This window comes from Prevotella mikamonis (assembly GCF_055381405.1).
Map to the genome: position 1 here is coordinate 2,793,456 of NZ_AP035785.1, position 22,266 is coordinate 2,815,721.

Sequence of the window (22,266 nt, forward strand, 5' to 3'; positions counted from 1 at the left end):
TTTGTAAGTTGTAAAAACTGTAAAATAAGGCAATAACTTGAAAGAAAAATTGCAAAATAAGGCGTTTCGTTGACTGTTGTTTTGTATCTTTGCTTGTGAGGATAATTGTGTACGGCAGTTGTAGGCTGCTTATTTTATACCGAAGTGACGTGTTTCATCTATAGACTATAATGCAAATAAAAAATGCCTTCTATATTTCTGTATGAGCAGAAACATAGAAGGCATAAGTTTTTAGTATAGTGCTGTTAGAACTGATAGCCGAATCCTACGTTCAGGTAGATGGGGTACATATTGAACGTGATGGTCTTGAAGTCGCTCTTGAAGATGTCGGAGAAGGCCCATGTGAAGTCGGCATTTACCGAGAAATGCTTGTATGCACGCCACGAGCCGCCAATCTGTGCTCCCCACTGCCAGTGGCGCAGGTCGCTGGTGAAGTCGTAGGTAGCGGTCTTCCCGTCGGTAAATGTTATTTTCTCGCCCGTGGGATTTCCTTGGCGCAGATAGCCGTCGGACACATGTCCGGAGAAGTCGCCGTCGAGTCGTAGAGATGCGAACAGGCCGGCACGAGCCTTCCATCGGTTGTTGAAACGGTAGTTGGCCATCACCGGTAAGGTGAGCAAGGTGTTGCTGTATTTGGTCTTGACGTAACCTGTCCAGTGACCGGCTACGTGGCTACCGTCGTTGATAATCTCGGTGCTGTAGTTCTTCACGGTCGCCCCGGTTTCCATTCCCTTGTTCTCTAAACGCAGTCCGGCAGATACACCCCATTGCTTTTGGGTGTCGAACCAACGCGTGACGATGCCCTCAAGCGAACCGGCAAACTTGGGATTATAGCTGTCTATGCTTCTGATTTCGACGGGGAGAGGGAGCGGTGTAGCTCCGCCGATGTTGATACCGGCACGTACTTCGTATTCCCATCCGTTTTTCTCGGAGTTGATAAGATTCTGGTCGCGCTCCTGTTGCGCTTGTATGTTGGTGGCTACAGCTGCCAAGAGCAGTGCCAAAATGAGTTTTAATTTCATAGTCAAAAGTTATTCGTAAAACAATTCCATTTCGTCTATATAGAGCGTACTGCCTACGGCACCGATGAATTTAGCGCCGTCGATACTCGACGACATGACGATGGCCAGGCTGTATTTGCCCTCTTTGAGTCTGGCGGCATCAACGGTCTTACCGTTCATGGGTTGGAATTTGATGGAGAAGTATGTCCACTCGTCGGTCTCTTTCTTGTCGGTGAGGCGTGCTATCGAAACGATGTTCTTGCTTGTGAGCGAGTTAGTACCATCGAGATAAGGTGTCTCCTTTGAAGTTTCGAAGAATACGGCGTAGACGTCGAATGTGTCTTTTTTGCCCTTGACTTCGGCCTGGTTGGCATCGGTAACTTTCGCACCGGCCTTGTATTTGTAGAATCCTGTGAGGTAAGTAGGAGACTTGCGGAAGGGCACACCGAAATGGGTCAGCTTGGCTTTGTCGGATGCAAGGAAATTATTGGTCATTTCTCCTGTGAACAAGTTGCCGGCTGCAATGGGCGCTTTGAAGATTTTACCGAGTGCTCCGGTGTCCTTTGTTTCGAGCTTTACACACTTGCCCTCCACGCCATTCTCGGCTTGGCACGTGGGATAATCGGTTGCGGGCGACGTGCTGTGTGTAATCATGAAGCCTGCGTTGCCACTGGCCCAATCCATCGTATTGCCCTCGGTTGTGGTCTCGGTGAATATCTGATAGAACTTCTGTGGCTCTTTGCCGGAAGAGGAATTATCGCCGTAGGTGTAATACTTCACGTTCTCAAAGTGATATGTCGTAACAGGATCGTCGGAGATGAAAGATACCTTGTAGGTCTTTTTCCACTGCCCGTCTTGCGAAGTCACAGTGTAAGTCTGGGGCGTAGTGAAGTTGCGCACAGTACCGTTGGCCGGTTCTATGGTTGCTCCTTCGGTGAGTGTGAAGGATGGGGCTAGCTTGGTCACGTCGTTCCACCCGTTGGTGTAGAATTTTACTTCGTCGTTGGTGATGACCGGAGTTCTGATGAGCATGCCTGCATCGGGAAGTGTGCAAGCGGTGATGTCGGCTTCTGCGTTCGGTGCTTCATCTTGAATACAAGATGTAAAAGCGCATGAAAGCAGGAGCATCGCTGCTGGGAGCGAGTTCTTGAGTTTCTGCATAATCTAATACCTATTTATTTCTGAATTGTGTATGTATAGAGGACAAAAGTAATAAAAGATATGGAAAAACAGGAAGCTGGGTCTGTAAGATTTGTAAGAAATAATAAAAAAGAAGTTAACTTATTGCAGGAACACAGTTAATTTTGTAATTTTGCACTCCATTGTAAAGTGTTGGCAGTTATCGGCTTTTGGCATGGTCTTTGCTCAACTTTGGAATTAGAATAATAAAAAACATAAATAATAAACAAAACATCGAAGATGAATATCTCATTTGAAAATCCCGACAAAATCAATGGTCTGTTGACCGTTACAGTCGAAGAAGCAGATTACAAAGAGCAGGTCGAGAAGACATTGAAAGATTATCGCAAGAAGGCTAATTTCCCAGGTTTCCGTCCTGGTATGGTTCCTATGGGGCTTATCAAGAAGCAGTTCGGTGAGTCTGCCAAGATGGACGCTATCAACAAGTTCGTGGGCGACCAGCTTTACAAGTATATCCAGGACAACAAGATTCAGATGCTGGGCGAGCCTCTGCCTTCTGAGAAGCAGGAACCGCAGGACTTGTCAAAGGATGCCCCTTATACATTTGCATTTGATATAGCCGTAGCACCTGAATTCCAGTGCGACCTGAATGGTCACAACAAGATTGACTATTACAATATTACCGTAGACGATGCACTGATTGACCGCCAGGTAGACATGTTTGCATCTCGTTCGGGCAACTACGAAAAGGCTGAAGACTATCAGGAGAACGATATGCTGAAGGGCGACTTGCGCGAACTCGATGAGCAGGGCAACACCAAAGAGGGTGGCGTTACTGTTGAGGCAGCAGTGCTGATGCCTAGCTACATCAAGGTAGACGACCAGAAGAAGCTTTTCGATGGCACTAAGTTAGGCGATATTATCACATTCAATCCTCGCAAGGCATATCCTGAGAACGATACGGAGGTGTCTACACTGTTGAAGATAGACCGTGCACAGGTGGGCGAGCATACCGGCGACTTCAGCTATCAGATTACGGAAATCCAGCGTTTCCAGAAGCATGCTGTAGACCAGGAATTGTTTGACAGCGTCTTCGGTAAGGATGCAGTGAAAGGCGAAAAAGAGTTCCGCGATAAGATTGCTGAGGGCTTGAAGGTGCAGTTGGCAACCGACAGCGACTACAAGTTCATCCTCGATGTACGTGCATACTGCGAGAAGAAAGTTGGCAAGCTGGAATATCCTGATGCATTGCTGAAGCGCATCATGCTGAACAACAACAAGGAGCGCGGTGAGGAATTCGTAGAAAGCAACTACGAGCAGAGCATCAAGGAACTGACATGGCATCTGATTAAGGAGCAGCTGGTAGCAGCACATAATATCAAGGTGGAAGATGCTGATATACTTGAATCGGCTAAAGAGACCACACGTGCTCAGTTTGCCCAATATGGCATGAACAATATTCCTGAAGAGTACATCGAGCAGGGAGCTCAGGAACTGTTGAAGAAGCGCGAGAATATCGACGGCTTCGTGAACAGGGCTGTAGACCGTAAGCTCGGTGCTGTATTGAAGAATGTAGTGAAGTTGAACGAGAAGGAAATTTCTCTTGACGACTTCAACAAACTGATGGAAGAGTAAATCGAAGGAGTTCTCAATATAGATATTTCGCAGTTACCGAAATAAAAAAACTTCTTATCATTAAGAGGTTATCGACTTTTTTTAGTATCTTTGTTCCTAGAAGATTTGAAAAGAGGGTCGTTAACCTCTATTTTTATCTATATAAACGAAAGGAAAGAATAACAAATGAACGATTTTAGGAAATATGCTACCAAGCATCTTGGTATGAATGGTATGGTGCTTGATGACGTAATGAAAGCTCAGGCACAATATTTGAACCCTTATATTTTGGAAGAACGCCAGTTGAACGTGACACAGATGGATGTGTTCTCGCGTTTGATGATGGACCGTATCATTTTCCTCGGTACGGAGATTGACGACTATACGGCCAATACATTGCAGGCACAGCTGTTGTATCTGGACTCGGTAGACAGCGGTAAAGATATCTCTATCTATATCAACAGTCCCGGTGGAAGCGTTACGGCAGGCTTGGGTATCTACGATACGATGCAGTTTATCTCCAGCGATGTGGCTACCATCTGTACCGGTATGGCAGCTTCGATGGCTGCTGTGCTGCTCGTTTCGGGTCAGGAGGGTAAGCGTTCGGCACTGACTCACAGCCGTGTGATGATTCATCAACCGCTTGGTGGTGTGCAGGGACAGGCTTCCGATATAGAGATTGAGGCTAAGGAAATACAGAAGTTTAAGAAAGAACTCTATACCATCATATCTAATCACTCTCATACTCCCTTCGAGAAGGTATGGCAGGATTCTGACCGTAACTATTGGATGAATGCGGAAGAGGCTAAGGAGTATGGCATGATAGATACCGTGCTTGTGCGTAAGAAATAAACGTAAGCAAAGATGGCAACACAGAAAAAGGTATGCAGCTTCTGCGGAAGAAGCGAAAAAGAGGTAACATTGTTGATTACGGGACTCAATGGATATATCTGTGAGAACTGTGCGCAACAGGCCTATGAGATTGTAAGGTCTACAGGTATTGCTGTTTCGAATGCCCAGGATAAGAAGGAAAACGGAGCTTTCAAGCTCAAGAAAGTGCCGAAGCCGGTAGAAATCAAGAAGTATCTTGATCAGTATATCATTGGTCAGGATGAGGCTAAGCGTTATCTGTCGGTATCGGTATATAACCACTACAAGCGTCTGCAACAACCGAAAGACGAGAGTGGAGTGGAGATAGAGAAGAGCAATATTATCATGGTGGGCAGCACGGGAACGGGAAAAACCCTTCTTGCCCGCACTATTGCGAAACTGCTCGACGTCCCCTTTACCATCGTAGATGCTACCGTGTTCACCGAAGCAGGATATGTAGGCGAAGATGTCGAGAGTATTCTGAGTCGCTTGTTGCAGGTGGCTAACTATGATGTGCCGGCTGCTGAGCGTGGTATTGTGTTCATCGACGAGATAGATAAGATTGCGCGTAAGAGCGACAATCCATCCATAACACGCGATGTGAGCGGTGAAGGTGTGCAGCAAGGCTTGCTGAAACTGCTCGAAGGAACGATGGTAAATGTTCCGCCACAGGGCGGACGTAAGCATCCGGACCAAGAGTATATCCACGTCGATACCAAGAATATACTGTTTATCTGTGGCGGTGCATTCGACGGAATAGAGCGCAAGATAGCTCAACGATTGAACACTCACGTGGTGGGTTACAACTCCGTGCAAAACGTTCGCAATGTAGACAAGACGGATTTGATGAAGTATATACTCCCGCAAGACTTGAAATCATTCGGTTTGATACCTGAAATCATTGGTCGTCTGCCGGTACTTACCTATCTTAATCCTCTTGACAGGGAGGCTTTGCGCCGAATTCTCGAAGAACCGAAGAATTCAATTATCAAGCAATATGTGAAGCTTTTTGATATGGATGGCATTGAGTTGTCGTTCGCCAAAGATACGCTCGACTTTATCGTAGACAAGGCTGTGGAGTACAAACTCGGTGCCCGCGGACTACGTTCTATCGTAGAGTCGGTGATGATGGATGCCATGTTTGAGATTCCATCGAAACACGTGAAGAACTTTGAAGTGTCGCTCGACTATGCAAAAGCGCAGTTGGACAAGGCACATCTACAGGGACTGGCCTCAGTTTAAGGCTCGGTCTCTGTAGCCCTTTATACGATTTTACAATGAAAGACATTCCTTATTCAGATAAGTAGTTGCTTATTGACATGACGAAAGAAGTTAATCTAACCCAGGAACTGAAAAATTACTTCGGCTTTGATAAGTTCAAAGGCGACCAGGAAGCTATTATCCGTAATCTCATGGCTGGTAACGATACGTTTGTATTGATGCCCACGGGAGGTGGCAAGAGTCTGTGTTATCAGCTGCCATCTCTTATCATGGAGGGTACAGCCATCGTGATTTCGCCCTTGATTGCCCTGATGAAGAATCAGGTAGACGTTGTCAATGGCATGAGCGAGGATGGCGGTGTGGCCCATTATCTGAACTCATCGTTGAACAAGGCTGCCATTCAACAGGTGGTAGACGATGTGCGAACGGGGAAGACCAAACTGCTCTATGTGGCGCCAGAGTCGCTGAATAAGGATGAGAATGTGGAGTTCTTGAAGACCATCAAGATTTCATTCTACGCCATCGACGAGGCACATTGTATCTCGGAATGGGGGCACGATTTCCGTCCGGAATACCGAAACATACGCCCAACGATAGGCAGAATCGGCAACGCGCCAGTCATAGCGCTTACCGCTACGGCCACTGACAAGGTACGTACTGATATCAAGAAGAGTCTTGGTATCATGGATGCGAAAGAGTTTAAAAGCTCCTTCAACCGTCCTAATCTTTATTATGAGGTGCGCCCGAAGACGAAAGAGATTGATAAGCAAATCATCCGTTTCATCAAGCAGAATTCGGGTAAGAGCGGTATTATTTATTGCCTGTCGCGTAAGAAAGTGGAAGAATTGGCGCAGGTGTTGCTGGCCAACGAAATCAAGGCAGCTGCCTATCATGCCGGACTGGACAGTGCGACGCGCTCACAGACGCAAGACGACTTCCTGATGGAGAAGATAGACGTCATCGTGGCGACTATCGCTTTCGGTATGGGCATTGACAAACCCGATGTAAGATTTGTCATCCACTATGATATTCCCAAGAGTCTGGAGGGCTACTATCAGGAAACCGGACGTGCCGGACGCGACGGTGGCGAGGGGGTGTGCATAGCTTTCTATGCCAATAAAGACTTGCAGAAACTGGAAAAATTTATGGAAGGCAAGCCGTTAGCCGAGCAGGACATTGGCCGACAGTTGCTGCAAGAGACTGCCGCATACGCAGAATCATCCGTATGTAGGCGTAAGATGCTGCTTCACTACTTCGGCGAAGAGTATCCACGCGATAACTGTCATAATTGTGATAACTGTTCGCATCCCAAGACAAAGATTGAGGGAGAAGAAGCATTGGTGGTCATTCTGAAGGCTGTGAAAGCACTGAAAGAAGACTTCCGTCAAGAGTACATCCTCGATTTCGTGAAAGGTCGTGGCACGGATGACATCGTCTCGCATAAGCACGACCAGCTGGAAGAGTTTGGAGCGGGCGAAGAAATGAATCCTAAATTGTGGAATCCCGTCATCCGCCAGGCCCTCATAGCGGGCTATCTCAAGAAAGATGTAGAAAACTACGGGCTCTTGAAGCTTACCGCAGCGGGCAAGAAGTTCATCAAGAATCCGCAGTCTTTCATGATTGTAGAGGACACCGAGTTCAGTAAGTACGACGATGAAGAGGGCGAAGAAACTACCGGTGCGCTCGATCCGCAGTTGTTCTCGATGCTCAAAGACTTGCGCAAGAAACTCGCGCAGAAGATGCAGATACCGGCCTACGTGATATTCCAAGACATCTCTTTGGAACAGATGGCGACGATGTATCCCGTGAGTGTGGACGAATTGAAGAATATTCAGGGAGTAGGCATCGGCAAGGCCAACCGATACGGTAAGGATTTTCTGGAACTCATCAAGCAGTATTGCGAGGACAACGACATCGAGCGCCCGGAAGAATTGCGTGTCCGCACGGTGGCCAAAAAGTCAATGGTCAAAGTGAAGATTATCCAGAATATCGACCGACAAGTGGCACTCGACGACATTGCCGATACGCTTGGCATTGATTTCGACGAGCTTCTTGACGAGGTAGAGGCCATTGTCTACAGTGGGACGAAGCTGAATATCGACTACTTCTTGGAAGAAGTGATGGACGACGACCATATAGACGACATCTACGACTATTTCCATAATAGTGAAACCGATGCTATGGAGGCTGCACTGAAAGAGCTTGGACTCGATTATTCGGAGGATGAAATCAGGCTTGTGAGAATCAAGTTCATGTCTGAGATGGCTAACTAATCAAGTCGGGACGCCTTGAAACAACTTCTGTTCATCATACAGTTTGTTTTTATACAGTTGACATTGTGTGCGCAACCGTCAACTGTGTTTTTTCGTGGTGAGGGTGGGTATGCCTGTTTTCGCATACCCTCTGTCATTCGCACTCCCAAATCTTTATTGGCATTTGCCGAAGGTCGGCGTCATGGATGTTCCGATACCGGCGACATAGACATCGTGATGAAGTCGTCGAAGGACGGTGGTAAGACCTGGAGCAAACTTTTTGTGGTATGGGATGCCGGCGATGGTGTCTGTGGAAATCCTGTGCCTATCTACGACTCGCGACGCCGCCAGGTGGTGTTGGTGTGCTGCTGGAACTATGGCAAGGACACCGAGTCGCAACTGATGAGTGGCTCTTCGCGCCATCCGCGCCGTATCTATGTGCTCACGGCTACGCCCGATGGCCGCTGCTGGTCAGTCCCCAGAGAGATTACGGATAGCGTCAAGTTGCCGTCGTGGGGGTGGTATGCTACCGGCCCTTGTCATGGCATACAGCTGAAGCGGGCGCATCGTGGACGCTTGGTAGTGCCTGCCAACCATTCCTCATTGGCTGATAAAACTTATTATTCCCACCTTATTTATTCAGACGATGGGGGCAAGACGTGGCATTTGGGCGGTCTTGTCAAGGAGAAAGGGGGCAACGAGAGCAGTGTGGCAGAATTGCCCGACGGACGCCTGATGCTTAATATGCGCAACTACAATTCGCAGCATCCCCACGTGCGGGCCTATGCGCTGAGCCGTGACGGTGGTCGGACGATGGGACAGATGCAATTCCACGACGACTTGATAGAACCCGTCTGCCAAGGCAGTCTCTTGGCTTTCGACAAGCATACGTTGCTGTTCTCCAATCCCCATTCGCTCCAACGCAAGAATCTGGCTATTCACAAAAGTGTGGATGGTGGCCGGCATTGGCAGCTGATGCAAACGGTATATCCCGGCCATGCTGCCTATTCCGACATCGTGAAACTTGACCGAGGTCATGTCGGCGTACTCTTCGAGCATGGCATCAATGATGCCTATGAGCAGATAAGCTTTGTATCTATTCCTGTAAAATAAGACAAATATCAATATGTCCAAACCCGTTTCCGCTGCATCTTTTGCAGACACCAAACCGCATTACGACATTCTCGACGGCCTGCGCGGAGTCGCTGCCCTCATGGTTTTAATCTATCATCTGTTCGAAGGATTTGCTACCAGTCCGGCCGACCAGGTTTGCAATCACGGCTATCTGGCCGTACCGTTCTTCTTCATCCTGTCTGGTTTTGTCATCGGCTATGCCTACGACGACCGCTGGCATCGTATGTCGATAGGTGAATTCTGCAAACGTCGACTCATCCGTTTGCATCCGATGGTGGTCATGGGTGTCGTGCTGGGCACGATGTCCTTCTTCGTTCAGGGCAGTGTGAAGTGGGATGGAAGCCACGTGGCTACCTCGCTGACGATGCTGGCCATGCTGTGTACCCTGTTCATGATACCGGCTGCACCTGGTGCCGGCATCGAGGTTAGGGGCAATGGTGAACTTTTTCCCTTGAACGGACCGTATTGGTCGCTCTTCATGGAGTACATCGGGAACATCCTATATGCTGTTTTCATCCACCGGTTACCGACCAAAGTGCTGGCCGGTCTCACCGCTTTGTTGGGAGGTGGACTGGCATGGTATGCCGTTGGTAACGGTTCGGGTAGCTACCATCTGGGAGTAGGATGGACCATGACCGACGGACTCCACTATGCCGGAATGCTCCTGATGCTCTTCTGCTATACGGCTGGTCTGCTCATGTCGCGCGTGTTCCGCCCTGTCAAGATACGCGGTGCTTTCTGGCTATGCTCGCTCCTTGTCGTGGGACTGACGGCCATGCCATATCTGCAATTCGGCGAAACGGCAGTGGTCAATGGTGTGTACGATGCCGTAGTGGTAGTTGTTTTGTTCCCCGTCCTGGTTTGGCTGGGAGCGTCGGGCAGTGTCACCGACAGGCGTTCGGCAAGTATCTGTAGGTTTCTGGGCGACGTGTCTTACCCAGTCTACGCCATCCACTATCCATCCATGTATCTCTTCTATTCGTGGGTATGGGGCAATCATGTGCCCATGACAGAAGCCTTGCCGGTGGGAGTGGCTGTCCTCATGGCCAATATCGTCCTGGCCTACGTGCTGTTGCATTGCTATGACATGCCTGTACGTAGGTGGTTGACAAACATACTGCTCAAAAAGTGAGAAGTATGTTACGTTGTGAAAAGATGAAATAGTAAGGGGCTGATTCCTACTGTTTCCTTAAATCGGCCATTGCCCTTTCCTCTTGGCGTATTCTTACGGCCAGCAGGCAGCAGTAGAGGGGGAAACCGATGGCCAATGTAGTCCAGGATTGGCAGAGCAGGGCCACGCCGATAAGCTCAGGTATGATGTTGAGCAGATAGTTGGGGTGGCGCACGGTGCGGAACAGGAAACTGGTGTCGATGCGGTGGTTGGGTACGATGTAGAGCTTGACCGTCCACACGTCGCGCAACTGGAAGATAACGTAGAAGAGCATAATGTAGGCAAAGGTCATGACACCGACGCCCGCCCAGGCCAACGTGCCGAATGTCTGGTTGCACGAATACGCTTCGTAGAGACTGCCGAAATAATAGGCAATGTGGGCCAGGGTGAGTAACAGCGAGTTTGTCTTGCCGTATTGTACCGCTCCCGCTTTCACGATTCGTTTCTCATTGTAGATGGAATAAGCCAATGATACAAGGCGCAAGGCAAAGAAAATAGCAAATGCTAAAATAATGTAGTTCATCTTCTGAAAATGGTTTATAATTACTGTTCGGGGTGCAAAGGTAAGAAATAAATAGCAAAAAGACAAATGCTGTTCTCCATAGACATTCATCTTGATTTACTGCAAAGGCTCTTCAGCATTGCTGCAAGGGCCAAACAGCATTGCTGCAAAGCCACGGCAGTAATACTGCTAAGGCCTTGCAGTTTTTTAAAGTTGACGGGTAGACGAGAGACAAGTAGACGAGCTGAGTTTTAATTGGTGAATTGATGATTAGGAAATGACAATTTAGAAGATTGTAAGGACGTGGCATGCCGCGTCCCTACAGTCCCCTGCATTCTCCATTCTCAAATCTCAATCATCCATTCTCCATTCTCTATGTGGAGTACCTATCGGCACTCGACATTCCTTGTACATCTTGTCCTACGGTTTTCGCTTTGCTTCAACCGTAGGCTATTATAAACTGTAACTGCGTTGCGGTTAGTCTCGTTGTCCATCACCAAATGATAGCAGTGAAACCGCTACAGTTTATACTAGCCGATGAGTTGTCGCATAGCGACAACCGTCGGGCAGGAAGATAAATTAAGAATGAGTGCCGATAGGTACTCCACATGATGCTAAAATATCGGGGGAATTGTATTCGCCCTTCTGATGATGTTCAGACAGAAGAGCATGAGGAGACGTGTTTAGTTTGTGAGTTCGTGAGTTGTAGGGACGCAGCATGCCGCGTCCGCACGATTTCATATATCTAAGTTGTTGTTAGAGATTAGGTAGAGACGTGGTGTACCCCATCTCCATAGCCAGCCGTTGATTACTTGCAAGATAAAAAATAAGAGACGGTGTACACACCGTCTCTACAGGCAAGAGCGACTGTAATTGTACAGTCCAATATAAATTTCCAATCACTATGGGCGAATTAACTTTGCCCATACAATTTTCGGACATGTGGCACGGTGTCGTGATAGAGCTGTCAAGTGGCTTCTATTCAGCTGCAAACGCGAGTGCAAAGACCACCGGTGCCTGCCAGTTGATGGCTATCTCGTTGAGAGAGTATTCCCCTTGGTCGTCCTTCCAGTTGGTTGCCGAGAGTCCTCCACCCACCACATAGCCGGGCCAGGGGGCTTTGTTTTCGTCGAAAGCGCTGCGGCGGTCGTGCGGATAGAGGGCCGGATTGACGCCTAGACCAGTGACGAATGAACGGCCGTAGTAGTTTCGCCCGAAGAGATGGGCCACGGCGTCGAGTGCCGTTGTGCGATAGTCGGCCTTGCCGGTGAGCCGGTAGGCCACATACAGATTGATGGTCTGGCGTGCCACCGTGCCATTGCAACCCCATCCATAAGATGTGCCGAGCGGACGACGATAGACGTCGTTCAGGCCGTCGGCCACGATTTCGTCGGCGCTGGCAATGGCGGCTTTGTGCAGCTGTTCGGCAATCTGTGGATTCTTACCGCTGCGCTTGGAGAGCAGATAGGTGAAAGTGCCGAGGTTGGTCACGTTGCCCCAGTCCCATACCTTGTCCACCTGGTTGCGGTTGGCCAGCGAACGGGCCTCGAAGTCCTTGAGATATTGCGCTTCGCCGGTAGTCTCCCACAGTTCGGCAGCAGCCCAGAGACGGTCGTCGGGGTCGGTGGTCTGATAGCCTCCTGTCTTGAAATCGCCTTGTACGAATGGTTTCTCTTCGGGATGCTTCTTCAGGCACTGATAGCTCAGTCGGGCTGCGTCGAGACATTTCTTGGCATAGGCTGCGTCGTAAGGTTGGAACACACGCGCTGCCTGGGCGAGCGAAGCGGCGAAGTTGGCCGTTGCAGCACTGCTCCAGTCGGTATAGAATCGCTTTTCCAAATCTTTCTCCGGCATGGCGCCCCATGAAAATTCGCGACGCGTGAGTTTATGCGATACGCGCCACGACCCGTCGGCATATTGCATTTTCAGCAGCCAGTCGGTCTCCCACTTCAGTTCCTGTAAGAATTGCGGATAGCCTTCGGCCGTCTGCGGAAGGTCGAGTGGAAGGGTAGAGAGCTGCTTGCTGAAACTCTTGTAGGCACGGAAGAGGCAACCCAGTGTGATGCCGGCGTTGACGGTGTATTTGCCGTAGTCGCCTGCATCGTGCCATCCGCCTACACCATCGCGTATTGTTCCCTTTTGCCCGATGTAGTCTTCATAGCCGTCGTTCAGATGGCATGCGTCGTAATGATAGGTCTGACCGTTGTGCTTGCCGGTCACGGCCATGCCGCATCGCCACAGATAAAAGGCACGCATGGTGGTGATGAGCGGTTGGGTGTAGACCTTGTCGCCGATGTTGAACGTGGCCGAGCGTCGGCCGTTGACCGTAAGATAGTAGCTTCCCGGCTTGGTAATCTTCGAGAAATCGGCCGTGCATACGCTCTGGTTGATGTCTTTCTGATAGCGGGCTGCCGATGTACTGCCTCTGAATACCACTTTCCCCGTCTTGGCATTCACTACGTTGAAAGCACATTTCTTACCAACGATGCTGGCCTGTTTCGGTGCGGTAGGCAGATAGCCGATGGAGTTGAGCCGGACGTTGGAGGCACGCTGACCGCGTGGTGTGGCTGCGAATCCCGTCAACGGGAGACATAGACACAGCATGGAAATGAAAATCTTTTTCATGTCACGTTATTAATTTGTTATTGTAGATTGATAGTTTGTTGTGTGGCAAAGATATAACTTTTCCAGCACAATGTGGATGTTTTGTGCTGTAATTCGTTGATGAAATATATTCTTTCTCCCAAAGAAAGGAATCCAGGGTGAATTCAATTCGTCCCTACAACCCAAGTGATAGTCAACTTGCATATCTACGACAGTGGTATCCCGCTCGTATTTTTAGGTAGGGTTAGTTGTTCCACTTCTACTTTATCCTATAAAAGCAACTTCCCAGAGAGATTGAGTCCCATGCTTTTTGTTTGTTTTTTCTAGCTTTGAGAGGGAGTGGAGGAGGAGTTACTATTGTTATAGGGAGCGTGAGGACGGTATACACAGAGAACTTTTAGAAACTACGTGGTGTTAAATCCTCTTAAACTAGAGCCAGGGTGGTTAATGTCTAAAATAAACATATAGTGGACTTGCAAATTTGAGGGATGTGTAGCGAATTGGCTGATACAGCGTTTATTATGTTTTGTTTTTCGTTTGACTTGAAGTTATCGGAAATCGTTGTGAAACCAAACATGCCAAGAAGTTAGTTACCATTCTGTTAGTCTTGTAACAAGTGTAGATTTCTTGTTGAAAGGTTCTGTTTCTACAATCTTTTGCGTTCTGCATAGCGGTCGGTAGCTCACTAAGTTTTTTTTGTGACAAAAAAGGTGAGTTATGCGTAGTACATTAAGGTCTTATTTTACATGAAGAAAGACAGCGCAGAGCTGAACGGTAACTTGCCTCTAATGTGCTGTATCACGGTGGACGGCGAGATCAAATAGTTTAATTGCAAGATGAGTGTCTCCCCCATACGGTTGTGGGATGTGAAAATAGGCGTGCTTCGTGCAAGAGTATTGAAACACAGAAAATCAACCTTATGCTAGATAAAATTCGTGATATTAGTAGTTTACATCTAAATATATCACGGATTTTTTATACTTTTGTATTTGGATAGAGATAACTCTCTCCAAGACACATTTAGAAAAGAAAGAAGCGTTATGCTTATCTTGTACTTGGAAACGTAGGAAATATTCAGATTAGATACAAGAATAGCCTCATGATTCTCATGCTATAATGAGGGTTGCTATTGTTACATCCGTATCCAAGGTTTCCTACGACTTTCAAGTAAGTGTATGCCATATTGTTCCACGCTTCTGTATAATTAACGGCTTGGATAGGAACTTAATGAGCCATAGGAATGAAGAAAAAGATGAAATTAATCAAACATGTTATATCTATTGCTATTATTATAACATTAATGACATCTTGTGCATCAAGCAAGATTGTACTATCAAACAATGCAGATATAAGTAAGTATAAGTATGTTATTTTTGGTAGTGAGTCGTCAGGAAACAGAGAATTAGATGATATTGTAATGGCAGTCCAAAATCAAATTGCAGAAACAAGTCTAAAAGTATTATCTGTTTCTGATATCTCAAAGGTGTTGGAATGTTCTGATAGTATTCTTTCGCCTAATATCCATGTTACTTCTGAAAAATGGGATGGAGGACATACATATATTACAGTAACATTTTACGATTACAGTAATAATCAATGTATAGCAGTAGTAAAAAGTAGTGGAATAGGAATGACTATAAGCCATGACCAAAGTATAGCGTTAGGTGCAATAAGGAAAAAACTTGATAGGTTATTTAAAGATAATTGAATGTTTACCACAATGAGGATAGTATATGTCTCCATGCGATAATCTCTTTAATATTTGTTAAAACATGGGCAAATAAATTTTATTTTTAGTTAAACGGTATGGATTGGGATTAGCATGGTCATCAAGTGTAGAGAGGCGTATTGACCCTATCAAGATAGAACTTTTTGGGTTGAAACAATAAAGTCCCGTGGTAAATTACGGAAAGGCTTATGGTAAATGTTTTGTGATATGGTAAACCTAATGACACTTGTAAGAAAGAATGTTATCCAAATATCAGAAAAGGGGAAATTCCTTGTGATGGATGTGGAGAGTGGGGCTTAATTGATATTCTGGGCGTATCTCTTGATGAAATATTTCCTATTGACAAAACGGATGATGTACTTATATTTGGGAATTTTTGGGGATAAAGATTCGACAATATTAAAGATGATATTTTTATCTTGAATGGCTCGTGTTTATTGGTAGTAGCTGGCAATGATTACTATTTTGTATTTTGCCTAATCTTGTTTCTTTGTATATGGTTTGAACGATGAAACGATTTACTTTGGAGTGGTAAGGGTTTTGCCTTATATAGATGGTCGTTAAATAGCATTAATAAGAAATGAAATCTTGTGCAGAGAGAAGGCCTATGTGGAAAATTATTGCTATATTTGCACGCAATAAATTTTTAAAATTACAATATGTCATCATTTGTTGCAGATAAAATTGTAATGGACGGCCTCACCTTTGATGACGTCCTCTTGATTCCAGCTTATTCCAATGTACTGCCCAAAGAGGTAGAGTTAAAAACACAGTTATCACGTAACATTACGCTTAATATTCCGTTTGTGACGGCAGCTATGGACACTGTTACAGAGTCGGCTATGGCTATTGCCATTGCGCGTGAAGGTGGTATCGGGGTTATTCATAAGAATATGACGATAGAGGACCAGGCGCGCCAGGTGGCTATCGTGAAGCGTGCGGAGAATGGAATGATCTACGACCCGGTGACTATTCGTCGTGGTAGGACGGTGCGTGATGCGCTGGAGATGATGCACGAATATCATATTGGCGGTATTCCCGTGGTAGACGAGGAAAACCATCTGGTAGGTATCGTGACCAACCGCGACTTGCGTTTTGAGCGCCGACTGGACAAGAAGATTGATGAAGTGATGACATCTGAGAACCTGGTTACGACCCATCAGCAGACAGACTTGACAGCTGCGGCACAGATTCTTCAGGAAAACAAGATAGAGAAATTGCCGGTAGTAGATGCCGAAAACCATTTGGTAGGCTTGATTACCTATAAGGATATAACCAAAGCGAAGGATAAACCGATGGCTTGTAAAGACGTCAAAGGACGTTTGCGCGTGGCTGCCGGTGTCGGTGTGACGGTAGATACATTGGACCGTGCACGGGCTTTGGTAGAGGCTGGGGCTGATGCTATTGTGATAGATACGGCCCACGGACACTCACAGGGCGTGATTGACAAGTTGCGCGAAGTGAAGGCTGCATTCCCACAGGTAGATGTTATCGTGGGCAATGTGGCTACAGGAGCTGCTGCCAAGATGCTGGTAGAGAATGGTGCCGACGGTATCAAGGTGGGTATCGGTCCGGGTTCTATCTGTACTACGCGTGTGGTAGCCGGTGTGGGTGTGCCCCAGTTGAGTGCTGTCTACGATGTATATTCGGCGCTGAAGGGTACTGGAGTGCCATTGATTGCCGATGGCGGTCTGCGCTATTCGGGCGACGTGGTGAAGGCATTGGCAGCCGGTGGCAGCTGTGTGATGATAGGTTCGCTGGTAGCCGGTACTGAAGAAAGTCCGGGCGAGACTATCATTTTCAACGGTCGTAAGTTCAAGAGTTACCGCGGAATGGGATCGCTCGAAGCTATGGAACAGAAGAACGGTTCGAAAGACCGCTATTTCCAGGGCGATACGAAAGATGTGAAGAAACTCGTTCCGGAAGGTATTGCAGGACGTGTACCCTACAAGGGAACGGTTCAGGAAGTGATTTACCAGATGACGGGCGGTTTGCGTTCGGGTATGGGATATTGCGGTGCAGCCTCTATCGAGCAACTGCATGAGGCCAAGTTTACCCGCATTACCAATGCCGGTGTGCAGGAGAGCCATCCTCATGATATTTCCATCACGAGCGAAGCTCCTAACTATTCTCGCTTCGAATAAGTTGATGCGGCGTACACCTTCTGCGTTGTTACTGGTAGGTATGCTCCTCACAGGGAGCATGGTGTTCGGGCAGACTGCCGATCCCGTGGTGATGACCATCAACGGAAAGGCTGTCACACGTTCGGAATTTGAATATTCCTACAATAAAAACAATGCAGCGGGTGTTATAGATAAGAAGTCGGTCGAGGACTATCTGCCTCTCTTCGTCGACTATAAATTGAAAATAGAGGCAGCACTTGATGCGCGTCTGGATACGTTGTCGTCGTTTCGGAGCAATTTGGCTGCTTATCGTAGTGGTCAGGCGAGGTCGGCGATGGTGTCGGGTATGGATGCAGAAGTGGTGGCCCGTAGTCTCTACGAAGATGTGAAAAGGCGCACGGCGGCCAATGGAGGACTGTATAAGGTGGCTCAAATCTACTTGCATGTGGGGCAACGTGCCCCGCGTAGTGCAGAGATGGCAGCCCGGCAACGTATAGATTCGATTTATCGGGTACTGCAACGGGGAGACGACTTTGCTGCGTTGGCACGTCGTAGCTCTGAAGACAAGCGCTCGGCTGCACGTGGCGGTGAACTGCCTTGGATGCAGCGGGGCGAGATGTTGGCTGAAGTGGAGACTGCGATGCTGGCTCTGAAGGTAGGTGAGATGAGCAGGCCGTTTGAGTCGCCGAGTGGTTTCCATATCATCAAACTGATAGAGAAACGCGATTTCTTGCCTTACGATTCTGTGCATGCCGACCTGTTGAAATGGGTAGAGCGACAGAATGTTCGCAAAAGAATGACCGGTAGGAGAATCCGCCAGATAGTAGAAACACTGCAAACGGATAGCAGCCGGACAATGGACGACCGCCGGATAATATCGGGAAGTCGGGACTTTCTGATGCAGGAATATCGCGATGGTTTGCTGCTATATGATATCTGTAGTCGTAGGGTGTGGGATAGTGCTGCTCGCGATGAGGCTGGACTGGAACGCTATTTTCGGAAAAACAAGAAGAAATATCGCTGGGGACAACCTCGTTATAAAGGCATAGCTTACTATGCTAAGACGAAGAAAGAGCTGAAAGCCGTGAAAAAATTGCTGAAAACGGCAGACTTCAATAGCTGGGCAGACATGATAAAGCGCACTTTCAGTCAGGACGGTGTAACGACGGTGCGGGCAAGGCAAGGTCTCTTCAAACCGGGAGACGACCTACTCGTCGATGCCAAGGTGTTTGGCAACGGTGTCGGACGCAGCGCTACGGTGGAAGGCTATCCCTATATGGCTGTCTATGGAAAGAAGTTGAAAGCCCCTAAGTCTATTGACGATGTGCGCCATTTGGTAGTGGCCGATTATCAGGAAGAGCGGGAGAAGGATTGGGTGAACGGTTTGCGGAAAAAGTACACCGTGTCTATAGACCGAGACGTGTTGCAGACCGTGAACAAGCATTAATGTATATTCAGAAATATAAGATACATGAAAAAAGGAAATAAGATATTGATGGGCTGTGTGGCTGTGATGCTGTTGGCCGGCATGTCGGCTCGCGCCGGTAAGACGGGTAGGCAGACTGGCAGTCAGGCTGATACGACTTCGGCTAAGGAAGAAGTACAGGTTCCACAGAATGCAGTAGTAGATGAAGTCATCTGGGTGGTAGGTGATGAACCTATTTTGAAGTCGGATGTTGAGGCAGCCCGCATGCAGGGCGAGGTAGAAGGTGTCAAGTGGGGGGGTAACCCTGATTGTATGATTCCGGAACAGATAGCTGTTCAGAAACTGTTTTTGCACCAGGCTGCCATCGACTCTATAGAGGTGTCGGATGCAGAAGTGAACCAAGATGTGGAACAGCAAATCAACTTTTGGATAAATAGTGCCGGCTCGCGCGAGAAACTGGAAGAATACCGTAATCAGACCATTGCGCAGATGCGCGATGAAATGCACGATGAGTTCAAGAATCGCAAGCTGATTGAGAATATGCGCCGTGAGTTGGTGAAAGACGTAACGGTGACACCTTCTGATGTGCGCAATTATTTCCGTAATGTTCCGGAGGACAGTCTGCCTTTCGTACCTACTGAGGTGGAGGTGGAAATCATCGTTCGCCAGCCTCGTATAGAGCAGACAGAGATTAACAGGGTGAAAGACCAACTGCGTAATTTCACGGAGCGTGTAACTTCCGGTGAAACTTCGTTTGCTACACTGGCCCGTTTGTATTCTGAAGATCCCGGTTCTGCACGTATGGGTGGCGAGATGGATTATATGGGGCGCGGTATGCTTGATCCGACTTTTGCTTCAGTGGCTTTCAATCTGACAGATCCCAAGAAGATTTCCAAAATATGTGAAAGTGAGTTTGGTTTTCATATCATTCAGTTGATTGACAAGCGTGGCGACAAAGTGAAGGTGCGCCATCTCCTGATGAAACCGAAGGTTTCTGAAGATGCGCTGGCTAAGGCCCATGCCCGTCTCGATTCTATCAGTAGTGATATCAAAGCGGGTAAATTTACTTTCGAGGAAGCTGCCACTTTTATATCGGAAGATAAGGATACGAAGAATAATCATGGCTTGATGGCATTCAATGATGTGCAGAACCAGGCAATGACTTCAAAATTCCAGATGAAAGACCTGCCAACAGAGGTGGCCCGTCAGGTGGAAGGCATGAAGGTGGGCGACATTTCTGAACCGTTCAGTATGATTAATAGTAAGGGTAAGCAGGTGGTTGCCATCGTGAAACTGAAGAGCAGGACGGAGGGGCATAAAGCCAAGATTACCGAGGACTTCCAGGTGATGAAGAATCTTGTCTTGGCCAAAGAGAAGGAAAAGAAGATTCACGATTGGGTTGTCGATAAGATAAAGCATACCTATGTGAGGATGAACGAGCACTATAGAGGTTGTAAATTTGAGTATCAAGGATGGGTTAAATGATAGACCTCAACGATAGAAAACAAAATACAAAAAGCGGGCATAGAATCATGACAGGCATGATTTTATGCCTGTTTGGACTATGTCTGTTTCAAGCTATGTGGGCTATTCGGCCACCGAAAAAGCCACAGAAAGACGACCGTGTATACTTGGTACACTCGGACGAATTGAAGTTTGATATGTATAGTCAGGTACCCGATGCACAGATAGTCAAGGGGCATGTGCACTTCACACATCAAGGCGCACAGCTATGGTGTGACAGTGCGTATTTCTACCAACAGTCAAATTCGGTGAAAGCATTTGGGCATGTAAGGTTCAAGCAGGGCGATACGCTGTCTTTGACGTGTGACAGAGGCGTGTATGATGGGCAGAACCAGATGCTGACGGCACGTAGCAATGTGGTGTTGAAGCATCGCAGGCAAACACTCTATACGGATAGTCTGGACTATGATAAGCTGTATAACTATGCTTACTTCTTCGAAGGTGGACGGCTGATAGATGGTAAGGACAGATTATCCTCGGACTGGGGCGAATACAGGATGGATACGCGAGAGGCGACATTCCGCTTCAATGTGCGTATGACGAATGCCGGAAGGCTCATTACCACTGATACGTTGCATTATGATACACGGCGGTCGAAGGCGCATGTGACAGGACCTTCAAAGATTACACAGAATGGGAGTGTGATTGATACCGAAAATGCTTACTTCGATACGAAGACCGACCAGGCAGAGATGTATGGCCGGTCTACAGTGGTAGACAAAGAGAAGACCATTACCGGAGACAGTTTGTTCTATGATAAGAATACCGGATTGGCACGTGGATATGGCAACGTCATCTATATAGATAAGGTAAATAAGAACCGGTTGGAATGCGAGCGCATGAACTATAACGAGAAGACCGGCTATGGATGGGCTACTCGGAAAGTGCTTGCCAAGGACTATTCTCAGAAAGATACGCTCTATATGCATGCCGATTCGATGAAGATATATACCTTCCATATCAATACCGACTCGATGTATCGCAAGGTGCATTGCTTTGACCATGTGAAAGTGTACCGTGCCGACATGCAAGCTATCTGTGACTCGTTGGTAGCGAATTCAAAGGATAGTTGCATGACGATGTATAAAGACCCGATAGCTTGGAATGGCGGACGGCAGATATTGGGCGAGAAGATATTGGTGTATATGAACGATAGTACGATACGAGATGCTCACGTAGTGGGGCAGGCTCTGTCTGTTGAACGTATGCCTGATGGAAAGAATTACAATCAGGTGTCGTCGAAAGTGATGGATGCTTACTTTACGGATGGCGTCGTTCGACGTATTGTGGCGACTGGTAATGTGAAGGTGATATACTATCCTATGGACGATAAGGATTCTTCGTTGATAGGCTTGAATTATGTGGAATCAGATACGATGCGTATGTTCATGAACAAGAATCGGCAGTTGGAAAAAATCTGGATGCCCAAACCCCAAGGCACGCTATATCCGATGACGCAGATTCCGCCGATGAAATACAAACTTCCGGAGTTTGCCTGGTTCGAGGAACTGAGACCAACCAGCCCTACAGATGTGTTTGAATGGCGTGGAAAAGCAGCTGGTTCCGTGCTGAAGGTGGTCAAACGTCAGGAAGCTCCATTGCAGCATCTTAATCGTCAGAAGCCGACGGTGATAAGGCCGAAGGAGGACTATACGAAATGAATTTCTTCAAACAACCCAAGCCACGTGGCTTCCACCATGAAATGATATATGTGGATGAACGGAGTGAGAGACTCGCAGAAATAGAACGGCGGGCCAGATGTGAGTTGGGTATGATGCAGGAAGAAGGATATTCACCAGATAAGATACGACAGGCGCTTCATCAAGCGACACCCCGTGTACAGCGTCGCCGGCAGCACAGATTGATGCAGGGGAATGCGTTGGGCTTTGGACTGTTAGTGGTGTTGATACTGCTTTTGGTGCTGCTGTGGGTATACCTTATATAATAATAGGATA

At 47.5% G+C, this 22,266-nt stretch carries 16 protein-coding genes and 1 pseudogene; 13 read left to right on the forward strand and 4 right to left on the reverse strand.

What is annotated here, in order from left to right; genetic code table 11:
* Positions 1–245: 245 nt before the first annotated feature.
* Both ACZ42L_RS11650 and ACZ42L_RS11655 read right to left on the reverse strand, forming a co-directional pair.
* The gene (locus tag ACZ42L_RS11650) at positions 246–1,022 is read right to left on the reverse strand and encodes a porin family protein (RefSeq protein ID WP_464716178.1); all 777 of its coding nucleotides are present in this window, start codon (positions 1,020–1,022) and stop codon (positions 246–248) included.
* A 9-nt stretch (positions 1,023–1,031) separates the two neighbouring features.
* On the reverse strand, positions 1,032–2,162 hold the full coding sequence (locus ACZ42L_RS11655; protein ID WP_464716179.1) for a PCMD domain-containing protein: 1,131 nt from the start codon (positions 2,160–2,162) through the stop codon (positions 1,032–1,034).
* Between the two features lie 258 nt (positions 2,163–2,420).
* Here ACZ42L_RS11655 and tig point away from each other — a divergent pair, with 258 nt between their 5' ends.
* The 6 genes from tig to ACZ42L_RS11685 all read left to right on the forward strand — a co-directional run bounded on the left by tig (position 2,421) and on the right by ACZ42L_RS11685 (position 10,364).
* Entirely contained in the window at positions 2,421–3,776 is a 1,356-nt protein-coding gene (tig, locus tag ACZ42L_RS11660) for a trigger factor (protein ID WP_464716180.1), read from the forward strand.
* Positions 3,777–3,941: 165 nt separating this feature from the next.
* Positions 3,942–4,607, forward strand: coding sequence for an ATP-dependent Clp endopeptidase proteolytic subunit ClpP (gene clpP / locus ACZ42L_RS11665; RefSeq protein ID WP_464699435.1), 666 nt, complete (start codon positions 3,942–3,944; stop codon positions 4,605–4,607).
* A gap of 12 nt (positions 4,608–4,619) precedes the next feature.
* Entirely contained in the window at positions 4,620–5,867 is a 1,248-nt protein-coding gene (clpX, locus tag ACZ42L_RS11670) for an ATP-dependent Clp protease ATP-binding subunit ClpX (protein ID WP_464716181.1), read from the forward strand.
* A gap of 77 nt (positions 5,868–5,944) precedes the next feature.
* Positions 5,945–8,119 carry a DNA helicase RecQ gene (gene recQ, locus ACZ42L_RS11675; RefSeq protein WP_464699439.1) on the forward strand — a complete coding sequence of 725 codons (2,175 nt, stop codon included), beginning with the start codon at positions 5,945–5,947 and terminating at the stop codon, positions 8,117–8,119.
* A 15-nt stretch (positions 8,120–8,134) separates the two neighbouring features.
* Positions 8,135–9,211, forward strand: a complete 1,077-nt coding sequence (locus ACZ42L_RS11680; protein ID WP_464716182.1) for a sialidase family protein — start codon at positions 8,135–8,137, stop codon at positions 9,209–9,211.
* 13 nt (positions 9,212–9,224) lie between these two features.
* The gene (locus ACZ42L_RS11685; protein WP_464716183.1) at positions 9,225–10,364 is read left to right on the forward strand and encodes an acyltransferase family protein; all 1,140 of its coding nucleotides are present in this window, start codon (positions 9,225–9,227) and stop codon (positions 10,362–10,364) included.
* Positions 10,365–10,410: 46 nt separating this feature from the next.
* Here ACZ42L_RS11685 and ACZ42L_RS11690 read toward each other — a convergent pair whose 3' ends face one another.
* Together ACZ42L_RS11690 and ACZ42L_RS11695 are read right to left on the reverse strand one after the other, a co-directional pair.
* A complete protein-coding gene (locus ACZ42L_RS11690) occupies positions 10,411–10,926 on the reverse strand; it encodes an isoprenylcysteine carboxyl methyltransferase family protein (RefSeq protein ID WP_464699443.1) in 516 nt (171 codons plus the stop codon).
* A gap of 957 nt (positions 10,927–11,883) precedes the next feature.
* Positions 11,884–13,530 (reverse strand): glycoside hydrolase family 9 protein, encoded by a 1,647-nt coding sequence (locus ACZ42L_RS11695; protein ID WP_464716184.1) that lies wholly within the window; start codon positions 13,528–13,530, stop codon positions 11,884–11,886.
* Positions 13,531–14,226: 696 nt separating this feature from the next.
* On the opposite strand from ACZ42L_RS11695, the pseudogene ACZ42L_RS11700 reads away from it, so the two are divergent.
* The 7 genes and pseudogenes from ACZ42L_RS11700 to ACZ42L_RS11730 all read left to right on the forward strand — a co-directional run.
* Positions 14,227–14,446: pseudogene (locus ACZ42L_RS11700) on the forward strand (Arm DNA-binding domain-containing protein); the annotation flags it as partial.
* A gap of 303 nt (positions 14,447–14,749) precedes the next feature.
* Entirely contained in the window at positions 14,750–15,217 is a 468-nt protein-coding gene (locus tag ACZ42L_RS11705) for a hypothetical protein (RefSeq protein WP_464716185.1), read from the forward strand.
* A 680-nt stretch (positions 15,218–15,897) separates the two neighbouring features.
* On the forward strand, positions 15,898–17,382 hold the full coding sequence (guaB, locus tag ACZ42L_RS11710; protein WP_464702869.1) for an IMP dehydrogenase: 1,485 nt from the start codon (positions 15,898–15,900) through the stop codon (positions 17,380–17,382).
* Between the two features lie 4 nt (positions 17,383–17,386).
* On the forward strand, positions 17,387–18,808 hold the full coding sequence (locus tag ACZ42L_RS11715) for a peptidylprolyl isomerase (protein WP_464716186.1): 1,422 nt from the start codon (positions 17,387–17,389) through the stop codon (positions 18,806–18,808).
* Positions 18,809–18,832: 24 nt separating this feature from the next.
* Positions 18,833–20,272, forward strand: coding sequence for a peptidylprolyl isomerase (locus ACZ42L_RS11720; RefSeq protein ID WP_464716187.1), 1,440 nt, complete (start codon positions 18,833–18,835; stop codon positions 20,270–20,272).
* Between the two features lie 47 nt (positions 20,273–20,319).
* Positions 20,320–21,972, forward strand: coding sequence for an OstA-like protein (locus tag ACZ42L_RS11725; RefSeq protein WP_464716188.1), 1,653 nt, complete (start codon positions 20,320–20,322; stop codon positions 21,970–21,972).
* Entirely contained in the window at positions 21,969–22,256 is a 288-nt protein-coding gene (locus tag ACZ42L_RS11730) for a hypothetical protein (protein WP_464716189.1), read from the forward strand. The genes ACZ42L_RS11725 and ACZ42L_RS11730 overlap by 4 nt, the downstream gene beginning before the upstream one ends.
* Positions 22,257–22,266 lie beyond the last annotated feature (10 nt).

Excerpts from the sequence above, each read along its gene's own strand:
- ACZ42L_RS11705 (WP_464716185.1), top strand. The coding sequence starts at position 14,750 with ATGAAGAAAAAGATGAAATTAATCAAACATGTTATATCTATTGCTATT.
- tig (WP_464716180.1), top strand. The coding sequence starts at position 2,421 with ATGAATATCTCATTTGAAAATCCCGACAAAATCAATGGTCTGTTGACC.
- clpX (WP_464716181.1), top strand. The coding sequence starts at position 4,620 with ATGGCAACACAGAAAAAGGTATGCAGCTTCTGCGGAAGAAGCGAAAAA.
- ACZ42L_RS11690 (WP_464699443.1), bottom strand. The coding sequence starts at position 10,926 with ATGAACTACATTATTTTAGCATTTGCTATTTTCTTTGCCTTGCGCCTT.
- ACZ42L_RS11685 (WP_464716183.1), top strand. The coding sequence starts at position 9,225 with ATGTCCAAACCCGTTTCCGCTGCATCTTTTGCAGACACCAAACCGCAT.
- ACZ42L_RS11655 (WP_464716179.1), bottom strand. The coding sequence starts at position 2,162 with ATGCAGAAACTCAAGAACTCGCTCCCAGCAGCGATGCTCCTGCTTTCA.
- recQ (WP_464699439.1), top strand. The coding sequence starts at position 5,945 with ATGACGAAAGAAGTTAATCTAACCCAGGAACTGAAAAATTACTTCGGC.
- clpP (WP_464699435.1), top strand. The coding sequence starts at position 3,942 with ATGAACGATTTTAGGAAATATGCTACCAAGCATCTTGGTATGAATGGT.
- ACZ42L_RS11725 (WP_464716188.1), top strand. The coding sequence starts at position 20,320 with ATGACAGGCATGATTTTATGCCTGTTTGGACTATGTCTGTTTCAAGCT.
- ACZ42L_RS11720 (WP_464716187.1), top strand. The coding sequence starts at position 18,833 with ATGAAAAAAGGAAATAAGATATTGATGGGCTGTGTGGCTGTGATGCTG.
- ACZ42L_RS11695 (WP_464716184.1), bottom strand. The coding sequence starts at position 13,530 with ATGAAAAAGATTTTCATTTCCATGCTGTGTCTATGTCTCCCGTTGACG.
- ACZ42L_RS11730 (WP_464716189.1), top strand. The coding sequence starts at position 21,969 with ATGAATTTCTTCAAACAACCCAAGCCACGTGGCTTCCACCATGAAATG.
- ACZ42L_RS11650 (WP_464716178.1), bottom strand. The coding sequence starts at position 1,022 with ATGAAATTAAAACTCATTTTGGCACTGCTCTTGGCAGCTGTAGCCACC.
- guaB (WP_464702869.1), top strand. The coding sequence starts at position 15,898 with ATGTCATCATTTGTTGCAGATAAAATTGTAATGGACGGCCTCACCTTT.
- ACZ42L_RS11715 (WP_464716186.1), top strand. The coding sequence starts at position 17,387 with ATGCGGCGTACACCTTCTGCGTTGTTACTGGTAGGTATGCTCCTCACA.